This window comes from Neorhizobium sp. DAR64860/K0K1 (assembly GCF_050500205.1).
Taxonomy (GTDB): domain Bacteria; phylum Pseudomonadota; class Alphaproteobacteria; order Rhizobiales; family Rhizobiaceae; genus Neorhizobium; species Neorhizobium soli.
Window position 1 is genome coordinate 1,049,973 of sequence record NZ_CP191459.1, and the last position, 21,467, is coordinate 1,071,439.

Below are 21,467 nucleotides of genomic sequence, written 5' to 3' on the forward strand. Positions count from 1 at the left end.
GGGCCGTTCTCCGTTGCAGGCGCTGGAGATTCCCATAAGCTGGGCCGAAAACCGGTGCAAGATGCCTATCCTGACGAAAACGCCGCACCCCCTACGGGGAATGCGGCGTCCAGGATCAAAGGGCGATCGTCGGGGAGGGATCAGAACTTCTTGGTCACCGACAGTTTGAAGCTGCGGCCGGGCTCGCTGTAGAAGTCCTGCGCCGAAGCCGAAACGCCGTCCGGGACGCTGACCGCGTCAAAGTACTTCTTGTCGAACACGTTGAAGACGCCGGCCTGAACCTTGAGGCCGGTCAGATCAATGCTTCCGACCTTTTCGGGTGCCCACCAGACGGTTGTGTCGACGAGGCCGTAACCGGGTGCCTCGAAGCCGGTGCCGCTGACCTTGTGGCGGGAGGCGGCAAGCGTCAGCGAGACGTCCGAGCCCCAGGTCTCGGATGAATAGCCAAGGCCGATGATGGCGCGCAGCGGCGCGACCGAGTTCAGGTAGTCGCCGGTATCGGTATCCTTGCCGTGCGAATAGGCAAACGAGCCCCAAGTGCGCCAGCGTGGATCGAAGCGCCATTCGCCACCCAGCTCGATGCCGTAGATGCGGACGTGGTTGAGGTTTTCGTAGCCGGTGATGCCGCCGACCGGGTACTCACCGCCTGGAGGCGCGATGGTGACCGTGTCGATGAAGTTCTTGTAGTAGTTGTTGAAGGCGGTCGCCTTGAACGAATAGTCGGCCGCGTCGTATTTGGCGCCGATTTCAAAGCCGTTGCTGGTTTCGGTTTCGAGATCAGGATTGCCGATGCGGGCATAGGAGCCCGGAGCCCCGTAATTCTGGTAAAGCTCGGTCGCGGTCGGCGCGCGGAAGCCGCGGGCATACTGGGCAAACAGTTCCAGTTCCTGGGTCGCCTTCCAGCCGAAACGGAGTTTTGGCGAGATGCCGAAATCATTGTTGCTTTCGAGATAGGCCGGATCGTAGTTCGGGCTGTCCTCGAAGCTTGCGGTCGATTTCGGATCGTAATCGTACCAGTCGAAGCGCACACCGGGCGTCACCGTCAGGCGGTCCTCGAAGAACTTGATGTCGTCTTCGGCATACATGCCGAGGATCATCCCGTCGACGTCAGGCATATCGGACGAATTGGAATGGAGCATGCGGCAGGACTGGGGACCGAAGGGTTGCGGGATGGTCGTCCAGTCGACATCAGGGCAATTGTCGACGCCGGAGGAGTATTGATAGGTCTTCTGCCAGGAGAGCTCGCCGCCGAACCGGAATTCGTGGCTGACGCCGCCGATGGTCAGTTCCTTCGAGGCGCTGCCGGAGATGCCGTAGCTATCCTGTGTCAGCTGGTTGTCGCGGCTGTAGATACCGCTTGGGGAGCCGTAGAAGAAGGGGTCGCCGGGAATGATTGAGCCGCGTGGGTCGGTAAGGCGGAACCCGTCCGTCGTGTTGTTCAGTCGCTGCTTTTGCCAGTAGGTGATGATGCTCGCCTGATCGACGATGTCGCCGCCGCTGGGGGAGGTAAAGTCGTAGGATGCCGACAGCCGCTTGCGATCGACCTCTTCGCCGCTCTTCAGCGTGCCCTGCTGGTAGCTCGTTGTCGTGCCGCGCATGTTGTCGCTGTCGATCTCCTTGTTGAAGAGTTCGCCGGTCAGGCCGAAACGATGGCCGCCCTCGATATACTGGTGGAACTTGGCGAGCAGGTTGCGCTGCCAGTAATCGCCTGGATTGGCCTCCGTGCGGGTGGTGCCGTAACCACCGATGTCGCCCTCGTTATCGGTCTCGTTGCCGCGCTTGTAGCCGCCCTGGAGCATGAACCAGCTGTCATTGTGTCGTGCGGCGATGGCGGCATTGTTGCCAAGGCTGCGGTCGGCGCTGTCATAGGTGCTCTTGGTCAGGGCGCCGAAATTACGGCCGTCCTCGATCAGGTCTTCCGGATTGATCGTGTAGAGCTGGACTGCGCCGCCGAGGGCGCCGGATCCGACGCGGCTCGAATCGGCACCCTTGGTGATATCGATCGTCGAAAGCGTGTCGAAATCGAAGGCGTTGTTGCCGCCACGGGCGCTATCGCGCGGGTCGCTCAGCCAGGGCTGGCGGATCCCGTCGATCGTCGTCAGGACGCGCTCGTTTTGCAGACCGCGAATGTTGATGCTCTGGCTCTGCCGGTTGAAGGTGACGCCGGCATCGACGCGACGGGAGAAATCCTTGAAATCGGTGACCATCCGGTCCTGGATGACCTGACGATCTGTCGTTTCGGTCAGCGGCGAGTCGGACTTGCCGACGTAAGTCCCGTCGCGCAACACGATCGGCTTCAGGGCGGTCGTATCCTGGCCATCGGCAACCTGGGTCGCGGCGGTCGCTCCAGCGGCGGTCGTTCCAGCGGCGGTCGTTCCAGCGGCGGTCTGGGCAGTCTCTTGCGCCCATGCCGGCGGCGCGGCCGTGATCAGCAGAAGTGCGGCAGTTCCGGCGTAGAGATGGCGATGCCGCGACGAACGGGTAGGCATGGTGGTTCCCCTCAAAAAGACATGCAGAGACATCGGGCGCGGCGATAGCCTGCGTCCGGGTAACGTTCGGATTGTTTGATTTCCGCCGAAGCAGAAGCCCCGCAAAAAGCCTTAGAAATCTAAACTAAATGAGTCAAGTTTGAATCTGAGTGTAATACTCATGTTTCTGCGCGGCGTGTGGTGAGAGCACGCCGTGACGAGTGTTGGTCGTCGTCACGGCGTGGTTGGTCAGTGGCTCGGTGGTGGGTTTGCGGAAGACGGGGAAGGGGCGACTGTCAGCCTGACGCTGCCGCGGTTGTTGCCGTAGGCGCCCCAGGCATCGTTGGCGAAGCAGTAAAGATAGCCGTCGCCCTTCGGTGTGAATTTCGCCTTGCTGCGGATGAGAAACACCTCGTGGGGCAGTTTGAGAATGCCGTTCTTGGGCGTCTGCTGCTGAGCGGGCGGCGGCACGTCGTTGGCGATCACGCCGATCAGGCTGAACCAGGGGAGCTCCTCCTCGCGACGGGTCCACCAGAAATCCACCTGCTGGTTTCCGGTCGACCATTTCCACGCCTTCTCGAGCTGACCAAGGCCGCTTGAGGCAATATGGGCAATCTCACCGGCCTGGAAGTTTCCTCCATCTTTCGGGCCATCGGCGTTGCACAGGACCGTGCCATCGGTCCACTCGCCTTTCGCGACGAACGTGTAGGTGATGCCCTTTTGCAGAAAGATGCCGGTGTCGTTCCAGTGGTCGCGTGCGAAGACATCGACCTCTGCGGGCAGGTTTGCGTTGGCGTGCCGGTAGCGCCCCTGCGACAAGGGCGGGGTGCGGTGCCGCTCAGAAGCGGAGCTGTGCAAATCTTCCGAGGGCGTTGCGGTCACGTGCGGTACGGCGCGCGGTCTCGTTTTCAGCTTGGCGAAGATGCCACTGGCGGAATCATGCAGCACGCCGCGCGGATCCGGCCTCAGCTGGTTTTCAGCCCCTTCGCGGAATACGAGGCCGCAGCTTTTTGCCTCGTTCATCATCCACAGGAGAGCGCCGTCCGAAAGGCCCGTTGCGGCATAGCCACCGCCGACATCACCATGCACGCCTGGGAACCAGACCTGTTTCAGCGTTCCGGTCCAGCCATCCGGCTTGACCCAGAGCGTCGGCATGAAGCTTTGGCGGAACTCGTCGAGCGCGACCGCATGGCGGGCGTTGAGGACGGCGGAACCGAGTGTCGTATCGTGAAACTCATGGTTCTCCGGATTGTCGAGAAGGTTGAGAAAGCCCATGTCATCGGGAATGCCGAGCGCGCCGACCGTATCCCAGACGCCGATGAACTGGATGAGTGTCGAGACATTGCGGATGCCGCCCTCGGTGACGTTGTGGAAGTGGATCTTGCCGGACTGTTTGCGCTTGGCGCCGGTGTCGCTCTTGGCGCGGTACTCCGTGAAGATCGCCTCGATCGCCTTCCAGGTTCCCTCTTCGTCGAGCTTAGAGGCTTTGATATCCAGAAGGCCGCATTTGGAGATCATGCCGCCGAGGCTGCGGACCGTGTAGGCGCCACGGCTGAAGCCGAACAGATAGATTTGATCTCCGGATTTGTAGGTGCTGGCAAGCCATTTGTAAGCGCCCTTGATGTTGTCAGCGAGACCCTTGCCGGTACCGCCTTCCACCGCGCGTCGCCACCACGTTCCGTCCGTGCCGACACCGGGATGATAGTAGGGTTTTTGTTTGATGCCATCGGCATCCTTGTCGGCGACCGCATTGTAAATCTTGCGAACATTGGTCGGGCTGGGCTGGCCGCCATCCATATCGTCGGGCGTGTTCCAGGTGCCGTCGCAGCAGAGAATAAGGTTCATTGGTCGTTCCCCCTCGATCCGTCATGGATCAGGGATATATAAGATTGTATCAAATTAATTTGCAACTTTGGTGTGTGGATGATGTTGTTGCTTTGTGCATAATCGGACTTCGGTTCCCGATGCGGGCTTGTCGCGGCGGGGCGGCTGTGGCCATGGTTCAGGCAAACCAACAAGCGAGAGACAAGCATGGCCCCCGTTCCATCCGATATCGAGATCGCCCGCGCGGCAGTGAAGAAACCGATCGCGGAAATTGGCGCGGCGCTCGGCATTTCGGCGGAAGCTCTGGTGCCCTACGGCCATGACAAGGCGAAGATCGGGGCCGACTTCATTGCCTCGCTTGACGGCCGCAGCGATGGCAAGCTGATCCTTGTGACGGCGATCAATCCGACGCCGGCGGGCGAGGGCAAGACGACGACCACGGTCGGTCTCGGCGACGGGCTGAACCGGATCGGCAAGAAGGCGGTGATCTGCGTGCGCGAGCCTTCGCTAGGGCCCTGCTTTGGCGTCAAAGGAGGGGCTGCCGGCGGCGGTTATGCGCAGGTCGTGCCGATGGAAGACATCAACCTCCATTTCACCGGCGACTTCCACGCCATTACCTCTGCGCACAATCTCCTGTCGGCGATGATCGACAACCATGTCTATTGGGGCAATGCGCTCGACATCGATACGCGCCGCATCACCTGGCGGCGGGTGATGGACATGAACGACCGGGCGCTGCGCCAGACCGTGACCTCGCTCGGCGGCGTGTCGAATGGCTTCGCCCGCGAAAGCGGCTTCGATATTACCGTCGCATCCGAAGTGATGGCGATCCTGTGTCTGGCGCAGGATCTGGCAGACCTCGAGAAGCGGCTCGGCGATATCGTCATCGGCTACCGGTTCGACCGCTCGCCGGTCTATGCCCGCGACATCAAGGCCGACAAAGCGATGGCGGTGCTTTTGAAAGACGCGATGCAGCCGAACCTGGTGCAGACGCTGGAAAACAATCCGGCGCTGGTGCATGGCGGGCCGTTCGCCAATATCGCCCATGGCTGCAATTCCGTCATCGCCACCAAGACGGCGCTGAAGCTTGGCGACTATGTGGTGACCGAAGCGGGTTTCGGGGCGGATCTGGGTGCCGAAAAGTTCTTCGACATCAAGTGCCGCAAGGCAGGGCTAAAGCCCGATGCAGCCGTGATCGTTGCGACCATCCGGGCGCTGAAGATGAATGGCGGCGTGAAGAAGGATGATCTCGGGAGCGAAAATGTCGAGGCGCTGACGCGCGGCTGCTCGAACCTTGGGCGTCACATCGCAAACGTGCGCAAGTTCGGCGTGCCGGTCGTGGTCGCGATCAACCACTTCATCTCGGATACGGATGCGGAAGTGGCGGCGATCAAGGAATACGTCTCGCATCACGGCGCCGAGGCGATCCTCTGCCGTCACTGGGCGGAAGGTTCCGCCGGCATCGAGGAACTGTCCTACAAGGTGGTGGAACTGGCGACAAGCGGTGCCGCCAACTTCAAGCCGATCTATCCTGACGACATGCCGCTGATGGAAAAGATCGAGGCGGTCGCCACCAAGATCTATCATGCCGGCGAGGTGACGGCGGAAAAGCCGGTGCGCGATCAGCTGAAGGCCTGGGAAACTGCCGGTTACGGCCATCTGCCGGTCTGCATCGCCAAGACGCAATATTCCTTCTCCACCGATCCGAACCTGCGCGGTGCTCCGGAAGGGCATGTGGTGCATGTGCGTGAAGTGCGGCTGTCGGCCGGCGCCGGTTTTATCGTGGCGATCACCGGCGAGATCATGACCATGCCGGGTCTTCCGAGCGCGCCGTCGGCCGAGCGGATCCATCTGAACGCGGATGGGCTGATCGAGGGGTTGTTCTAAGCATAGAGGCTGCCCAGCGGGTTTTCTCCGGATCGTCCTCGCCTCTCGCCTTCGTGGGTGAGGGGCAACGTCATGCGTCTGTCACACCGAAATGGTCTGCTTGCCCTTACTCTTGCGGCACTGGCGGTGACCCGACGATTCGGGGCCGGCCATCGGGAACATCAGGATGGATCTTGTTCTTGCGACACTCGCCATGGCCCTTCTGGCGATCAATCTCTTCAGCATCGCCGTTGCCGGCCTGCGGCTTTCGCATCGGGACAAGGCGAGCGACAAGCCGGCGGTGATCAAGCCGGACGGCGTCTCGATCGTCATTCCGGTGCGGGGCATCGAGGCCTATTCCAGCCTGACGCTTGCGCATGCATTCAAGCTTGAGTGGCCGGATTACGAGCTGATCTTCTGTGTGCAGGACGAGGGTGATCCGATCATCGCCGAGATCCGCTCGGCGATTGCCGCGCATCCGGCGGTGCCGGCACGGCTGCTGATCGGCGATGACCGGATCAGCGCCAATCCGAAACTCAACAACTGCGCCAAGGGCTGGCATGCGGCGCGCCACGAATGGGTGGTGCTTGCCGATTCCAACGTGCTGATGCCCAAGGACTATATCCAGAACCTCGTCTCCGGATGGCGGGCCGATACCGGGCTTGTCTGTTCGACGCCGATCGGATCTCGGCCGGACGGGTTCTGGGCGGAAGTGGAATGCGCTTTCCTGAATACGCTACAGGCGCGCTGGCAATATGTGGGCGAGGCACTGGGGCTGGGGTTTGCGCAGGGCAAGAGCATGCTCTGGCACAAGCCGTTTCTGGACGCTGCCGGCGGCATCCAGGCGCTGGCGGCCGAGATTGCCGAGGATGCGGCCTCGACCAAGCTCGTCAACCGACATGGCAAGAAAGTGCATCTGGTGTCTGCGCCGTTCGAGCAGCCGCTCGGGCGCCGGGGGCTGGAGGAAATCTGGTCGCGGCAGACGCGCTGGGCTCGGCTGCGGCGGGTGACATTTCCGCTGTTCTTCACGCCGGAGATCCTGCTCGGAGCTCTGCCGCCTCTGGCGCTTGGGCTGATCGCAGCCGTCCTGCTGGATCTCAATTCGGCGCTCGTCGCCGCAACCGTGTTCGCCGCAACCTACCTGCCGGAACTCGCCCTTGCGCGGGCGAAGGGCTGGCGGCTGTCGATCCTGTCGCTGCCGGCGATGATGGTGCGCGACGTGATGCTGCCGGCCATCTGGATCAGAAGCTGGCTTTCCGGATCGTTCGAATGGCGCGGCAATGCCATGACGATCGGCACCCAGGAAAGCCGGCTGACCGGCTCCTCGCCGGCCTGACCCTGGCCCTCAACGGCTACTCGCAAATGCGGTAGCCGCCATCCCTGTCGATGATGTCGAGATGAAGGTGATCCTCGTGGGCGGCATCGCTGCCCGGTGCGAGGACCGTGGTGAAATGCAGGCAGGCGCCGGCAGTTGCGGTCTTCTGGAACGCACCCTCCAGCGTGTGATCGTCCTCGCGGCGCTTCATCACGACCTTTTCGCCATTGTCGAGCTTGAAGGCGGCGACATCGAATGCGTTGCCGCGACCGTGCTCGGAGATCTTGCCGGTCGAGGCGCTGTTTCTGAGGCGGCACTGGTAGGTGGAGCCGGGGACAAGGCCGGTGATCTTGCGGCCCGGCATGGCGATGTTGAGCGCTGGCTGCACCGTATCCTTCAGCCAGTGGGCCATGGTCAGCGCCGTCTTGCAGCGCATGGTGGCGCCGCCGAGATCGACGCCAGGCAGAACCTGCGCCACCTCGATCGGCTGCTTGATGCCGCAGCCATTGCCTTCGTCGATCGGTTTGATGGACTCGAACTTGGCGCCGATGGCACCGAGGTCTGCAAGGCAGGCTTTCAGTTCTGCGGCGTCTTCCTCGACGAGAGGCGGAGGAGGCGGCGGGGTCTCGGCCTCTTCCTGCTTTTCGTCCGCAGGCTTGTCGGCCGGAGTTTTGTCATCAGCAGCCTTGTCCTGCGGTGCCTTGTCATCGGGCTTGGCGGCGTCCGGTTTGGCAGAATCAGCTTTGCCGTCGTTGCTCGCTGCAGCGGGCTTTTGTTCTGCGGGTTCTTCCGGCTTGGGAGTGGGCGTGGGTATGGTTTCTTCCGGCGCTTTACCGGTCTGTTCCGGGCTCTGGGTCTGTTCGGGAGCCGGGGCTGGCGGCTCTGCGGGGCGCTCTGCCGGCTTCTCCGCAGGGGTTTCGGGCGGGTTCTCGGGCTTTGCTTCGGCGGGCTTTGCGGCGACCTCAGGTGTGGCTGCGGCTGCGGCCGTTGCCGCCGTTGCCTCGGGCACGGGTTCACCACCCGGCTTTGCCATGGGAAGCGGAACGATAGCGAGGGCGGGGGCGGCGGGGATCGCGGCTCGGCTCTGGTTCTGGGCACCCTGTGCGGGGCGGGTCGACTGGTTTTTGCCGGACGAGGATTTGCGCGTCGACTGTTTGCGGGTGCGCCCGGCATCGCGCATGAACTGGTCGATGATGTTGATTTCGACAACGTTCGGCGTCGAGCCTTGCGGTGCTGGGCGGGCGGGCAGAGGCGCTGCACCCAGTGTCAGCGGTGCGCTCATTGCCAGCGAAGTGCTTAAAGCGAGAAGGCATAGAGTATGCTTCATCCTTCGGTCGTCCTTTCCCATGTTTCGGAGACGCAACGCGGATGACCCTGTTTTGGTCGCATTGTGGCCAAATAAATCCACTTGCGCGTTTGCCGGAGCCGCGCTAACAATTCGCTCCATGATGATTTCGATGAACAACAACGGTAACTGGTGGTGGGCACGCTGACGCGGCCTTGACCAGTCATGTCCATCGACAAGACTATGACCAAGCCGCCCGATTACCGAGGCGGCTTTTTTATTGGCCGCTTCTGAGACCCGGGCAGATCAACAGGGATTTCAAGAGGCAGACATGGCGACGATCATTCACGACGACGGGTCCGAGACCTACGAGACCAAGGGCGGAATCAGCGTCAGCCGCGCCCGCAGGCCGGCCGAATATGCAACCGCGATCTCGTCTTATGTCGACCGGCTCGACGAGCGCCGCGGCGCGGTGTTTTCGTCGAACTACGAATATCCCGGACGCTATACCCGCTGGGATACGGCGATCGCCGATCCGCCGCTCGGCATTACCTGCAACGGCCGGGCGATGTGGATCGAGGCCTATAACGGTCGCGGCGAAGTGCTTTTGTCGTTTATCGCCGACAAGCTTGCGACGATTTCCGACCTGACGCTCGGCGAACGCACCGACCGCCGTCTGGATCTGACCGTCAACCAGCCGTCCCGCGTCTTTACAGAGGAAGAGCGCTCGAAGATGCCGACGGTGTTTACCGCGCTTCGGGCCATTGTCGATCTCTTCCATTCGGATGCGGATTCGGCGATCGGTCTGTTCGGGGCTTTCGGCTACGATCTTGCGTTCCAGTTCGATGCGATCAAGCTTTCCATGCAGCGGCCGGAAGACCAGCGCGACATGGTTCTCTACCTGCCCGACGAAATTCTGGTCGTCGATCACCATGCTGCAAAGGCCTGGGTCGATCGCTACGACTTTGCCAAGGACGGCGTGACGACGGAAGGCAAGGCGCAGGATATCGCGCCCGAGCCGTTCCTGCGCACCACGGTGACGCCGCCGAAGGGCGACCACAAGCCGGGGGAATACGCGAGCCTCGTTACCCGCGCCAAGGAAAGCTTTCGCCGCGGCGATCTGTTCGAAGTGGTTCCGGGCCAGAAGTTCATGGAGCGCTGCGACAGCAATCCGTCGCAGATTTCCAACCGTCTGAAGGCGATCAACCCGTCGCCCTATTCGTTCTTCATCAATCTCGGCAACCAGGAATACCTGATCGGCGCATCACCGGAAATGTTTGTGCGGGTGTCTGGCCGTCGTATCGAGACCTGCCCGATTTCGGGCACGATCAAGCGTGGCGAGGATGCGATTTCCGACTCCGAACAGATCCTGAAGCTGCTCAATTCCAAGAAGGACGAGTCGGAGCTTACCATGTGCTCCGACGTCGACCGCAACGACAAATCTCGCGTTTGCGAGCCGGGTTCGGTCAAGGTGATCGGCCGCCGGCAGATCGAGATGTATTCGCGTCTTATCCACACGGTCGACCATATCGAGGGACGGCTGCGTCCGGATATGGATGCGTTCGACGGCTTCCTGAGCCACGCCTGGGCAGTGACCGTGACCGGTGCGCCAAAGCTGTGGGCGATGCGGTTTGTCGAGGCCAACGAAAAGAGCCCGCGCGCCTGGTATGGCGGCGCGATCGGCATGGTCGGCTTCAACGGCGACATGAACACGGGGCTGACGCTGCGCACCATCCGCGTCAAGGACGGCATTGCCGAAGTGCGTGCCGGTGCGACGCTGCTCAACGATTCGGATCCGCATGAGGAAGAGGCCGAGACCGAGCTGAAGGCATCGGCGATGATTTCGGCGATCCGCGATGCGCGCGCCGGCAACACGGCCAAGGCTTCGCGTGACGTCGCCAAGGTGGGCCAGGGGGTGAAGATCCTGCTGGTCGACCACGAAGACAGTTTCGTCCACACGCTTGCCAACTACTTCCGCCAGACGGGAGCGACGGTCTCGACCGTTCGCTCACCGGTGCCGGAAGAGGTGTTTACCCGGATCGATCCGGATCTCGTCGTCCTGTCGCCGGGGCCGGGCAATCCGAAGGATTTCGACTGCAAGGCGACGATCAAGGCGGCGCGGGCAAAGGACCTGCCGATCTTCGGCGTGTGCCTTGGCCTGCAGGCGCTGGCCGAAGCCTATGGCGGCGAGTTGCGGCAGCTGGCGCTGCCGATGCACGGCAAGCCGTCGCGCATCCGGGTTCTGGAGCCCGGCATCGTGTTCTCGGGGCTGGCGAAGGATGTCACCGTCGGGCGCTATCACTCGATCTTTGCCGATCCGTCGACGCTGCCCTCCGATTTCATCATCACCGCCGAAAGTGAGGATGGCACGATCATGGGGATCGAACACGCCAGCGAGCCGATCGCCGCGGTGCAGTTCCACCCGGAATTGATCATGACGCTGGGCGGCGATGCCGGCATGCGGATGATCGAGAACGTGGTGGCAAACCTTTCGAGAAAGCGCGCGACAAAGGCGGCCTGATGGATGATGCCGACGCGATAGGTGGCGCTGACGGCGTCACCATCGAACCGCTCCGGGACGAGCATATCGAGGGCTTTCACAAGGCGCTCGATATCGTCTGCCGGGAGCGGCGCTACATGGTGTTTCTGCGTGCCCCGCCGATCGACGAAATGCGGGATTTCGTGCGCGAGAGCGTGGCTGCTGGCAATCCGCACATCGTCGCGGTCGCTGACGGTGAGGTCGTCGGCTGGTGCGATATCCGAAGGCTGGAGCGCGATGTGCATGCTCATCGCGGCCTGCTCGGCATGGGCATCATTCCCGGGTTTCGCGATAGAGGCCTAGGCCGTCGGCTGATCGTTAACGCGGTCGAGGCCGCCAACCGGTCCGGCATTCACCGCGTCGAACTCGACGTGCATGCGGACAATCACCGGGCGATCGCGCTTTACCGGAAGGTGGGATTTCAGGTGGAGGGCGTGGCGCGCGATGCGTTGAAGATCGACGGATGCTACCTGGACAGCGTGCGGATGGCGCTGATCTTTACCTGACGCCTGGTCTCTGACGCCCGATGCCCGCCTGCGACGATGCCCCGTTGTTGATAACGTCTGACGACGAGCATACCCGGCGACTGGACGCGCAAGACCGGCTTTGACAAACCGCGAGGCTTGCGCCATACAGCCGGCCATTATTCGAAACCGCCGCTGCGAGACGCTCTCGCCGCGGCGGTTTCGTCGTTTTGGGCATAGCTTCCTGCAAATCGCTTGCAGATGCAGGAGGACGATTAGTGAAGACGGGTATGGGCGATATGGACAGAGTGGCAAAGGACGACAAAAAGGTCGAGAGACTGGCGATGTGGGGCATCCCGATCTCGATCGGCGTGCTGTTCCTCAAACTTGCTGCGTGGTGGGTAACCGGCTCGGTGGCGCTGCTGTCGGACGGTCTGGAATCACTGGTCAACGTGGCGGCGGCATTTATTGCCTATTTCGTCATCCGCTATGCGCAACGGCCGGCAGACGATGACCACCACTTCGGCCATCACAAGGCGGAATACATATCCGCCGTGGCGGAAGGCGCGCTGATCGTGCTGGCGGCGATCCTGATCATTCAGGAAGCCTGGGGCGCTCTGGGCGCCCCGAGCATGCCGGAAACGCCATGGCTCGGGCTTGCCATCAACGCTACGGCAGGCGGAATCAATGCGGTCTGGGCGACCGTGCTGATCAGGGTCGGACGGTCGCACCGGTCTCCGGCGCTTCTGGCAGACGGCCAGCACATCATGTCGGATGTGGTGACGTCGGCCGGCGTATTCGTCGGTCTGGTGCTCGCGGTTCTGACGGGTTACCTCATCCTTGATCCGCTGCTTGCGATCTTCGTCGCCTTCAACATTCTCTGGCAGGGCTACAAGGTCATCACCCACTCGCTGGGCGGGCTGATGGACAAGGCGCTGCAGCCGGAGGAGGAAGCGGCGGTGCGTGCGGCGATCACCGCCCATTGCGACGGGGTTCTCGATGTGCACGATCTGAAGACGCGACGGGCGGGATCGGCTGCGTTTATCGATTTCCACCTGGTGGTGCCATCGCGAATGTCGGTCGGCGAAGCTCACGAAATCTGCGACCGCTTGGAAGATGCGATCAAGGAGGCTATTCCCGGTGCCACCCTGGCCATCCATGTGGAGCCGGAAAGCGAACACGCGCATGGCAAGCGTGTTGCCATTGAAAGCCATGCGAATCTGAAGGGAATTTAAAATGACGATGACGGATGTCAGCGGACTGTCGCAGCTCGGCAATCAGGTCGAGGCCCCAACGAGCCCCGAGACGGCGGTTCTGGAAAAGGTGCCGAACGGCAACCAGGGCACGGATTACGTGGTGCGCTTTACCGCACCCGAATTCACCTCACTTTGCCCGATGACCGGCCAGCCGGATTTTGCCCATATCGTGATCGACTATATTCCCGACGGGTTTCTGGTCGAATCAAAGTCGCTGAAGCTGTTCCTGCATGCGTTCCGCAACCACGGCGCCTTTCATGAGGACTGCTCGGTCTATATCGGCAAGCGGATCGTCGACCTGCTCAATCCGAAATGGTTGCGGATCGGCGCTTATTGGTATCCGCGCGGCGGCATTCCGATCGACGTGTTCTGGCAGACCGGCGAAGCGCCAAAGGGTGTGTGGTTGCCGGACCAGGGCGTGGCGACCTATCGGGGACGTGGGTAACATCGGCTGTGTTGGTTTATTCTGATGAGGGTGCGCCAAGGCGTGCGCCCTAGCGCTCTGCTAGGAACTGGCTGGAAAATGGTTTGATTCACGGCGGTGGGGGAAGCTCCCACCCCAGTCGAGTGACATAGTTGAAAGCCACAAGGGTGAGTACGCAGCACATGATGAGCTTCAGCCGCCAGACAAAAGCCTTTGGCGGCGCTATCGCTACCACCAGTAGCCCGCAAGCGACAGCGCTGAGAAGTGATATAGAAGCTGAAACGGCGGCTGATACGTTCGGCTCATTGGCGCGGTGTAACGGGCTGTTCCCAAACAAATAGCTCAGAGCCACCATACAGACAGCCACAAAAAGCGCTGAAGATGCGGGCCATTTCCTCAACCCTACGACGATAGCGGTGACATAGAGGAAATGCCCTATTGCAATCGTTGATGTTGGGTACTCCAAAACAAGCCAGCTTAACCACGAGATCCTCGTCCCAACCACGATGATCGCTGGATAAACCAGGTAGAGCGCAACAGCACCAAGAAGCCTCAAGTTGAGAATGTTCGATATCCGGGGAGGCCAAGCTTCCTCCGACGAGATGCGATTTTGAAGCCATGCTCCGATCGCGATCGCTGAAACGAAGATGGCCATTGCTACCATCATTCCGGCGAAGTTCTCAATCCTGAGGCCGAAACTGTCCAAAATCTTTACGACGGTCGCATCAACTGCTTCCGCCCAGACCTGCGCTATCCAAGCGCCCCACTTTGCGAAGCCGATCAAGTCTTCGAGGTTCGAAAAGACTGTAAATGCGCCTCCAACGATACCAACCCAGGTAAATACTGCTCCCTTGTGCATCGGTAACGCGCCCAGCCCCAGCTAGGTCTATCAACGCCACCCGAACAAGGTCGTCAAGGGATGATCACGGCCAACCAAGTGACGGACAGTCCTCATTTCAAGGAGCGTCCGTCTGATCGTTAGACGAGGCGAGGGGACTGGGTCGCACTCAGACATTCATGTTGTCGTCGCCGCCGAAGTCGCCGCCGCCGAAGTCGGACTGATCGTCGTTGCCGAAATCGGCCTGTTGCCAGCCGCCGTCATTGCCACCGGGATTGGGTGTTGCGTCGTTGCCGTTATCTGCGTCCGTATTGGAGGCCTCACGGATTGCGTCGTCGCCGATATAGGTGTTGTTGATGACGGTTTCCTCGGTTGGGCCGCCTGTGAACGGATTGGCTTCGGCTGCGGGATTGCCCAAGCCGAGGCCTGACATGTGGTTGCCGAACAGGCCCGAAAGCGAGTTGGCAAGCAGCATGCCGCCCGCCACGCCGGCGGCCGTGCCAAGTGCGCCGCGCAGAAAACCGCCGCCAGCAGATGGTGCCTGGCCCTGCTGATAGCCTTGTGCCCCCTGCATCTGTGATGACCAGGGACCTGATGGGGCCGGTGCAGCGCGATAACCGTCGTCGTTGCCGCGGTATGGCTGCTGATATCCCGGTCGCGCACCCCAGGGGCCGGATGGCTGCTGGCCGGCCTGTTGGGACGGCATTTGCGGTGCCGGAGGGCGAGGCGCCTGGCCGGAGCCGAAGATCGAGCTCAGGAAACCGCCGCCCTGTTCGTCGCGCCTGATGTCGCTTTCGCCGGCCTGAAGCTGCTTGACCTGTTCTTCGAGCTCGCGGATGCGGGCGGATGCGGCCTCAAGGCCCTTCTCCTGAACGATCACCGCCTGGGCGAGGTAATAGGCGGAATAGGGCTGCTGGCGGGTCGCGTCATCGATCAATGCCTCCGCATCACGGTCGCGCGGGGTGGTCGAGGCTGTTTTCACGCGATCGAACAATGCGGTCAGAAGCTGGCGTTCTTCCGGTGACATGGTCTCACTCCTTGTGGACGTCCCAAGCGGCCGTCATCTGACAAGGAGTTAGTCGGCATTTTCGGGATTTCAAACCCGCTGCCGGGTTAAATCTTGTTCATGTAGAACATGCGCCGCCTGACACTATGATTCAGGCGGCGCAGCCTATCTTGTTGTAATATCAGCCGAATGCGAGCGTCAGGCCGAGCACTGCGGTTGCTGCGCCGAGGATGCGGGTTACAGCTGGCGCAAAGCGCGCGATACCGAGGCCGAGCGCGATGCCGGCTGCGTGAAGAAGAGCTGTCGCGATGACAAAGCCGAGGCCGAACTGAAGCGCACCGGCACTGCCGAGTTCGCCGCCATGGGCATGGCCGTGGAACAGCGCAAAAACGCCGACGATTCCAGCGCTGGCGGCTGTCGGAAGCTTGGCGGCGGTGGCGACCAGAAGACCGAGTGCGATGACCGAGGCGAGGATCGCCGGTTCAACGAAAGGCAGATCGAGACCGGAGACCGCGAGCACGAAGCCGAGCGCCATGGTGCCGACGAATGCGGCAGGCACGGACCAGATGGCCTTGCCGCCGATCTGTGCTGCCCAGAGGCCGACGGCGAGCATGGCAAGCACGTGGTCGAGGCCGAAGATCGGATGCGAAATGCCGGCCATGAACGAGCCATGCGCTTCAGGATCGAGATGGGCAAAGGCGGGAGCGGCAGCAACGACGACTGCGCCCGTTGCGAGCGAAATATGCTTCAGGGTGGTTTGGAAAGGTCTGGTCAACATTTTGATCCCCGATGAAATACATGATGCGTGAAGCGTAAAACGATAGGCAAGAGCAGTCACCGCGTCCATTGCCAATTGTAACGATCCGGCGATGCGGACTACGTCATTCACCTTAGTCGCTGGAAGCTTGCCATGTTCAGGCCGGGGTGCATTGTTTTGTGACCGCGAACACATTATGTCCCGTATATGAATTTCATGCAGGAGACTTTGACCGTGCTGAACGACGAAGACGACACAGAAGACAAGACGAAGGAACTGCCGCTCGGTAAGGAAACGGAGGCGAATCTTTTCAAGTCGCGTTCGATCTTCATCTACGGAGCGATCACCCAGGAACTGGCGCAGAAGGTCAACACGCAGCTCGTGGCACTTGCCGCAGCCAGCGACGAAGACATCCGCATCTACGTGAATTCCCCGGGCGGCCATGTCGAGTCGGGCGATTCGATTCATGATATGGTCAAGTTCATCAAGCCGAAGGTCTGGATGATCGGCACGGGCTGGGTCGCTTCTGCAGGCGCCCTAATCTACGTGTCGGTTCCGAAGGAACGCCGCATCGCGCTGCCGAACACCCGCTTCCTGCTTCACCAACCATCTGGCGGTACGCGCGGCATGGTCTCCGACATCGAGATCCAGGCCCGTGAAATCATCAAGATGAACGAACGCCTGAACAAGATCATGGCAGAAGCAACCGGCCAGCCGATCGAAAAGATCGCAGCCGATACGGACCGCGACTACTGGCTGTCGGCACAGGAAGCCGTCGCCTATGGTCTCGCATCCAAGATCGTGACGTCGCAGAGCGAAATCTGATCCAGACGTCGTTCTTACAAATCAAAATCCCTCGTCGGCTGCAGGCCGGCGGGGGATTTTTGCGTTTGAGGGCAACCGTTTCAGGCGCGGGTAGGGGCCGACAGGTCCGGATGACCGGAACCCTTTCGACCACCGCGCGATATCAGGCGAGCTTGCGGGTGGGTACGGCGGTTGCCGGGACGCGGCCCTGCTGCCAGTGGGCGGCAAAATCCATGAACGCGTCGGGCGACATCGGCTCCGCGAAGGCATAACCCTGCAGCACCTGGCAACCGAGGCCACGCAGGATATCCATATGGGCTTCCGTTTCGACGCCCTCGGCGACGATTTCGATCCCTTGCGAACGGCCGATCTCGATGATCGAAGCCACAAGCCGGTGCTGGGGACCCGACGCCTGAAGCGGCGAAATCAGCTGCCGGTCGATCTTCAGCCGCTTGGGGCCGAGTTCCAGCAGACTGACGATAGAAGCGTGTCCGGAGCCGAAATCATCCAGCTCGATATCGATACCCAAATCCTTCAGCGTGCCGATGATCTTGCGCAGGCCGCGGTCGTTTCCTTCAAACGAGATCGATTCCAGAAGTTCGAATGCAATGCTGCCCGGCGCAAACGACAGGTGCGACAGCTGCTCCAAGAGGTTTTCGTCCTTCAGGCGCTGGGCTGAGACATTGACAGAGACCCTTGGGACGGCAAGCCCGCGGGCACGCCAGCGGGTGGCCTGGAACAGCGCTTTTTCGAGGATGAGCGCGTCGATTTCACCGGAGCGATGAAGACCTTCGGCGATATCGAGAAACGCTTCGGGCGCGAGCAGGCCGCGGGTCGGGTGGACCCAGCGGGCCAGCGCCTCGACACCGACGATATCGAGGGTGACGGCATCGAACTGCGGCTGGAAGAAGGGAACGATCTGGTCGTTCTCGATTGCCGCGAGAAGCTCGTCGGACGTGCGTTTTACCTGGATCGCCGTCAGAAGCAGGGACTCGGAAAACACCTCGGCGCGGTTACGGCCGCGCTTCTTGGCCTCGTACAGTGCGACGTCGGCATTGATCAGCAACTGGCGCGGTTCTTCGCACGCAAGCGTCTGCATGGCGATGCCGGCGCTGCAGCCGACATGGCATTCCTGGCCGTCGATCGTCATCGGTTTGGCGATCGCCTTGACGATCGAGCGGCCGAGATGTTTTGCGCGCTCTTCCGGGGCTGGGCCGCTGGTGACGACCACGAATTCGTCGCCGCCGATCCGCGAGACGAATTCGTCATGGCCGATCAGTTCCAGGAGCCGGGCCGTCGTCTGGCGCAGGACCTCGTCGCCGGCCGCGTGGCCGAGCGTGTCGTTGACTTCCTTGAAGCGGTCGAGATCGAAATGGATAAAAGCCAGGCGGTGACTGTGCGTCGTCGCGTTCGAGGCTTCCATGAACTGGTCGAGAAAGCGCCGGTTGGGAAGGCCGGTCAGGGCGTCGTGCAAAGACTGGTGCTGCAACGTGCGGCGTGTTGCGCGCAACCGCTCGTTCTGTTCTTCCGCGCGGGCGCGCTCTTCCCGCAGTTCGATCTGCAGATTGACGTCATCAGTGACATCCCAATTGGCGCCAACGACGCGTTCGACGCCTCCCGATGTTTTGTAGGCCTTCCCGTGCGCGCGGATGTGACGGATCTCGCCCGAAGGTCGGACAATCCGGAACTGGGTAATATAGGGCTCGGTGGCACCGATGACCTCGTTCAGCCGATTTTCAGCCGTCTCGATATCGTCGGGATGGACGGTCGAACGCCAGTCCTCGTAGGTGAAGATGTCCTTGCCCGGAGGCGCAGAATACAGGTCCTTGAGCCGCTCGTCCCAGAAAAGGCGGTCTGTGGCGCCCTCGTATTCCCAGACGCCTATCTGCGACGCTTCGAGCGCCAGCGTCAACCGGTGGTGAATGGTCTCGAACTGCTCCTCCCGGTGTTGCAGATCGACGATGTGGCGATTGCGCTGCCTCATCAAGATCCCCACCCAGATCATGGGGGCGACGATGCAGAGTGCGATCAGCGTCGCGTAGGCATAAAGCCAACCGATATCCGGCGGGGTCGTCTTCCAGCCGGCTTTCGGGACCGCTGCGAGATACCAGGTGTCGTATCCGAGCTCGATGCGGGCACGAACCGCATCGGCGGAGAAGATCGCCGGGTCACCGGTAAAGACGTCCTTCGCAACCGGTGCCGGCCGCCTGGAGATCGCGATGCTGAGGGGTTGCCGTTCGGTATCGAGGTCGATGTCGCGGAACAGGCGCTCCACGTCGATCACGCTCGAGACGATGCCCCAGAAATGTCCGTTGGCTTGCGAAAAAACCGGGTAGCGGGCCAGCAGTCCCAGTCCGCCCTGAGCGAGTTCGACAGGTCCGGCGATCGTGGTGGACCGGCGCTTGATCGCCTCCATGACGGACACTGACCGTTTGGGGTCGGCCGTGTAGTCTCGTCCAACAAGCTGCTTGTTCTGGTCGTAAGGGTAGACGTACCGGATCACAAGATCGGGCGCCACGGCGACGTTCTTCAGCTGCGAGGGAACAGCGAAAACTCGCTCGGAGAGCGCCGCAAATTGCGTTTGCGTGATGGATGGGTTTGAAGCGATCGCGGCAACGAGACCCTGGACCAGATTGACGTTGCCGCGAATATTGGTTTCGAGGCTTGAGGACACGCGCGCCAGTTGTTCCGACGCGACGAGCCGCTGCTGCGCCATGTATTGGGCGCGCTCTTCCAGATCGGCCCGGACAATTCCGAAAATGACCGCAGTGACCATAATGAAGGCGGGCAAATACCAGCCGAACCGGTAGAATCGCCGTTCCCGGCTTCGGCCGGGCTTTATCATGGAGGAAGAGAAGAGCATGCAATGTTCCAACAGGTCTCCCGCCAACATTTCAGACAAGGCTTAATTTAGTCTGAGATGGAACGGCGCCGGACGGGTCGTCGAGCCGAAATACTGGTCTCCACTCCAATATTTTTGAGAAATCCGGCCCTTTATACATGACTGAAAATCGGAAAAATCAGTCGGCCTGGTCATCTCTTGGGCTTGTCTCGCGGCGGCGGGTCGTGCTCCATGCACCCTTCACCGCGTCGGGTTCTCATCATGTTCAAAGACTTCTCTTTTTCCGCCCTGACGATGGGGATGCTGACCGCGTTTGTCGGTTTCGTCAGTTCGTTTGCCGTGATCATCCAGGGTTTGCAGGCAATGGGCGCCAATAGCGATCAGGTCGCCTCCGCGCTCCTGGCGCTTTCCCTGGCGCTCGGCATTCTTGCCGTGAGTTTCTCGGCCGCTCTCAAGATGCCGATCAGCATTGCATGGTCGACGCCTGGTGCCGCTCTTCTCTCGGGGATCGGGATGATCGAGGGCGGATTTCCCGCAGCCGTCGGCGCCTTCGTCATCTGTGGCGGGCTGATCATGCTGTCGGGCCTGTTCCAGCCGCTCGGGCGCGCGATCCGGATGATCCCGGGGCCGCTTGCCAATGCGATGCTGGCCGGTATCCTGCTCGGCCTGTGTCTTGCTCCCGTGAAGGCGGTGGCGTTCGACCCGATGCTGGGACTGCCGATCGTGCTGACCTGGGCGGTCGTCGTGTCGCGCTGGCGGCTTCTGGCCGTGCCGGCCTCGCTTGCGGCGATGATGCTGGTGCTGATCTTCGGCGTCGACCTGCCGGCAGATACGCTGAGCCAGATCGGCGCTGCGATCCATCCGCAATTCGTGTTCGTCGAGCCGGTCTTCACCTGGCACGGCGCGATTTCCGTGGCGGTGCCACTGTTTATCGTCACCATGGCGTCGCAGAACATTCCCGGCATCGCGATCCTTAAGGCGCACGGATACGAGCCGCATCCCGGTCCGATGTTCGTGGCAACCGGCGCCCTGTCCTCGCTTGTCGGCGTTTTTGGCGGCGTGCCGGTCAACATGGCGGCGATCACGGCGGCGATGTGTGCCAGTACCGACGCTCATCCGGATCCCGCCCGGCGTTACGTAGCGGCGATCATCGGCGGCTTCAGCTACGCGGCGCTGGGGCTGGTGGCCGGCGGCATTATCGCCTTCGTATCGCTCGCGCCGCCGATCCTGTTGCAGGCCGTCGCCGGGCTCGGGCTGATCGGCGCGTTCTCGAACGCGGCATACGCCGCCTACCACAATCCCGCTACCCGCGAGGCTGCGGCCATCACCTTTATGGTCACCGCTTCCGGAATCGCCTTCGCCGGGATCTCGGGGGCGTTCTGGGGTCTGCTGGCCGGTGGCGTCATGATGGGTTTGCAGAAGGCTCTCAGACGCGAAAGATTGCCTTGAGAGGGAACCGCGGCCGTCGTTGCAACATCAAATGCCGTTCGAAAGTGCACTTGCACGTTCTCTGCCCGCCCGCTATAGATTCTTCCATGACCATGACAGGTGCGATCATGTCCGACCGTTTGCCGACCCGCAGCTTCGCTGCCGGGGCGACGGTTTTCGCGCCTCTCTCGCTTCTTAGCCTCGACCTTACACTCGGTTGCCGGGTCCGTTGAGGAGCGCCCGGCGGCCGAAAGCCCGCCGGCGTAAGAGCTCCTCGCAAGATTTACCGATATAGCTGAGACAGACCTTAAGAGGTCGCCATCCTCACCAAGCAGGCCCCAAAAGTGCGGC

15 protein-coding genes are annotated in these 21,467 nt (G+C 61.5%); 8 read left to right on the forward strand and 7 right to left on the reverse strand.

Translation table 11 applies throughout. The annotated features are described in order from the left end of the window. Window positions 1-140 precede the first annotated feature (140 nt). The gene (locus ACQY1J_RS09800) at window positions 141-2,489 is read right to left on the reverse strand and encodes a TonB-dependent hemoglobin/transferrin/lactoferrin family receptor (RefSeq protein WP_430251324.1); all 2,349 of its coding nucleotides are present in this window, start codon (window positions 2,487-2,489) and stop codon (window positions 141-143) included. Between the two features lie 228 nt (window positions 2,490-2,717). Further along, a complete protein-coding gene (locus tag ACQY1J_RS09805; protein ID WP_430251325.1) occupies window positions 2,718-4,313 on the reverse strand; it encodes a DUF2235 domain-containing protein in 1,596 nt (531 codons plus the stop codon). 186 nt (window positions 4,314-4,499) lie between these two features. Here ACQY1J_RS09805 and ACQY1J_RS09810 point away from each other — a divergent pair, with 186 nt between their 5' ends. Next, window positions 4,500-6,179, forward strand: a complete 1,680-nt coding sequence (locus ACQY1J_RS09810) for a formate--tetrahydrofolate ligase (RefSeq protein WP_430251326.1) — start codon at window positions 4,500-4,502, stop codon at window positions 6,177-6,179. A gap of 166 nt (window positions 6,180-6,345) precedes the next feature. Next, entirely contained in the window at window positions 6,346-7,494 is a 1,149-nt protein-coding gene (locus ACQY1J_RS09815) for a ceramide glucosyltransferase (RefSeq protein ID WP_430251327.1), read from the forward strand. 16 nt (window positions 7,495-7,510) lie between these two features. On the opposite strand, the gene ACQY1J_RS09820 is transcribed toward ACQY1J_RS09815, so the two are convergent. Further along, window positions 7,511-8,755: an extensin family protein gene (locus ACQY1J_RS09820; protein WP_430251328.1), complete on the reverse strand. Its 1,245-nt coding sequence runs from the start codon at window positions 8,753-8,755 to the stop codon at window positions 7,511-7,513. A 334-nt stretch (window positions 8,756-9,089) separates the two neighbouring features. Between ACQY1J_RS09820 and ACQY1J_RS09825 the strand changes: the two genes are divergently transcribed. The 4 genes from ACQY1J_RS09825 (at window position 9,090) to queF (ending at window position 13,462) form a co-directional block, all read left to right on the forward strand. Beyond that, window positions 9,090-11,279, forward strand: coding sequence for an anthranilate synthase (locus ACQY1J_RS09825; RefSeq protein WP_430251329.1), 2,190 nt, complete (start codon window positions 9,090-9,092; stop codon window positions 11,277-11,279). Then, a complete protein-coding gene (locus ACQY1J_RS09830) occupies window positions 11,279-11,803 on the forward strand; it encodes an N-acetyltransferase family protein (protein ID WP_430251330.1) in 525 nt (174 codons plus the stop codon). Before ACQY1J_RS09825 ends, ACQY1J_RS09830 begins: the two co-directional genes overlap by 1 nt. A 257-nt stretch (window positions 11,804-12,060) precedes the next feature. Then, window positions 12,061-12,996: a cation diffusion facilitator family transporter gene (locus ACQY1J_RS09835; RefSeq protein ID WP_062457901.1), complete on the forward strand. Its 936-nt coding sequence runs from the start codon at window positions 12,061-12,063 to the stop codon at window positions 12,994-12,996. A gap of 1 nt (window position 12,997) precedes the next feature. Beyond that, complete coding sequence (queF, locus tag ACQY1J_RS09840; RefSeq protein ID WP_062455655.1) at window positions 12,998-13,462, forward strand: preQ(1) synthase; 465 nt, start codon at window positions 12,998-13,000, stop codon at window positions 13,460-13,462. An 88-nt stretch (window positions 13,463-13,550) separates the two neighbouring features. On the opposite strand, the gene ACQY1J_RS09845 is transcribed toward queF, so the two are convergent. The 3 genes from ACQY1J_RS09845 to ACQY1J_RS09855 form a co-directional block, all read right to left on the reverse strand. Further along, window positions 13,551-14,300, reverse strand: a complete 750-nt coding sequence (locus ACQY1J_RS09845) for a hypothetical protein (protein WP_430251331.1) — start codon at window positions 14,298-14,300, stop codon at window positions 13,551-13,553. 148 nt (window positions 14,301-14,448) lie between these two features. Further along, window positions 14,449-15,306: a DUF2076 domain-containing protein gene (locus ACQY1J_RS09850; protein WP_430251332.1), complete on the reverse strand. Its 858-nt coding sequence runs from the start codon at window positions 15,304-15,306 to the stop codon at window positions 14,449-14,451. Window positions 15,307-15,466: 160 nt separating this feature from the next. Next, window positions 15,467-16,063: a HupE/UreJ family protein gene (locus ACQY1J_RS09855; RefSeq protein ID WP_430251333.1), complete on the reverse strand. Its 597-nt coding sequence runs from the start codon at window positions 16,061-16,063 to the stop codon at window positions 15,467-15,469. A 216-nt stretch (window positions 16,064-16,279) separates the two neighbouring features. Here ACQY1J_RS09855 and ACQY1J_RS09860 point away from each other — a divergent pair, with 216 nt between their 5' ends. Continuing rightward, a complete protein-coding gene (locus ACQY1J_RS09860; protein WP_062457904.1) occupies window positions 16,280-16,867 on the forward strand; it encodes an ATP-dependent Clp protease proteolytic subunit in 588 nt (195 codons plus the stop codon). A gap of 142 nt (window positions 16,868-17,009) precedes the next feature. Here ACQY1J_RS09860 and ACQY1J_RS09865 read toward each other — a convergent pair whose 3' ends face one another. Then, window positions 17,010-19,709: a bifunctional diguanylate cyclase/phosphodiesterase gene (locus ACQY1J_RS09865; protein ID WP_430251334.1), complete on the reverse strand. Its 2,700-nt coding sequence runs from the start codon at window positions 19,707-19,709 to the stop codon at window positions 17,010-17,012. 240 nt (window positions 19,710-19,949) lie between these two features. Between ACQY1J_RS09865 and ACQY1J_RS09870 the strand changes: the two genes are divergently transcribed. Then, complete coding sequence (locus ACQY1J_RS09870; protein ID WP_062457907.1) at window positions 19,950-21,137, forward strand: benzoate/H(+) symporter BenE family transporter; 1,188 nt, start codon at window positions 19,950-19,952, stop codon at window positions 21,135-21,137. Window positions 21,138-21,467: the final 330 nt, after the last annotated feature.

Coding starts and splice junctions, on each gene's coding strand:
- ACQY1J_RS09830 (WP_430251330.1), top strand. CDS start 11,279: ATGGATGATGCCGACGCGATAGGTGGCGCTGACGGCGTCACCATCGAA.
- ACQY1J_RS09800 (WP_430251324.1), bottom strand. CDS start 2,489: ATGCCTACCCGTTCGTCGCGGCATCGCCATCTCTACGCCGGAACTGCC.
- ACQY1J_RS09810 (WP_430251326.1), top strand. CDS start 4,500: ATGGCCCCCGTTCCATCCGATATCGAGATCGCCCGCGCGGCAGTGAAG.
- ACQY1J_RS09865 (WP_430251334.1), bottom strand. CDS start 19,709: ATGCTCTTCTCTTCCTCCATGATAAAGCCCGGCCGAAGCCGGGAACGG.
- ACQY1J_RS09850 (WP_430251332.1), bottom strand. CDS start 15,306: ATGTCACCGGAAGAACGCCAGCTTCTGACCGCATTGTTCGATCGCGTG.
- ACQY1J_RS09835 (WP_062457901.1), top strand. CDS start 12,061: ATGGACAGAGTGGCAAAGGACGACAAAAAGGTCGAGAGACTGGCGATG.
- ACQY1J_RS09805 (WP_430251325.1), bottom strand. CDS start 4,313: ATGAACCTTATTCTCTGCTGCGACGGCACCTGGAACACGCCCGACGAT.
- ACQY1J_RS09820 (WP_430251328.1), bottom strand. CDS start 8,755: ATGAGCGCACCGCTGACACTGGGTGCAGCGCCTCTGCCCGCCCGCCCA.
- ACQY1J_RS09845 (WP_430251331.1), bottom strand. CDS start 14,300: ATGCACAAGGGAGCAGTATTTACCTGGGTTGGTATCGTTGGAGGCGCA.
- queF (WP_062455655.1), top strand. CDS start 12,998: ATGACGATGACGGATGTCAGCGGACTGTCGCAGCTCGGCAATCAGGTC.
- ACQY1J_RS09815 (WP_430251327.1), top strand. CDS start 6,346: ATGGATCTTGTTCTTGCGACACTCGCCATGGCCCTTCTGGCGATCAAT.
- ACQY1J_RS09855 (WP_430251333.1), bottom strand. CDS start 16,063: ATGTTGACCAGACCTTTCCAAACCACCCTGAAGCATATTTCGCTCGCA.
- ACQY1J_RS09870 (WP_062457907.1), top strand. CDS start 19,950: ATGTTCAAAGACTTCTCTTTTTCCGCCCTGACGATGGGGATGCTGACC.
- ACQY1J_RS09825 (WP_430251329.1), top strand. CDS start 9,090: ATGGCGACGATCATTCACGACGACGGGTCCGAGACCTACGAGACCAAG.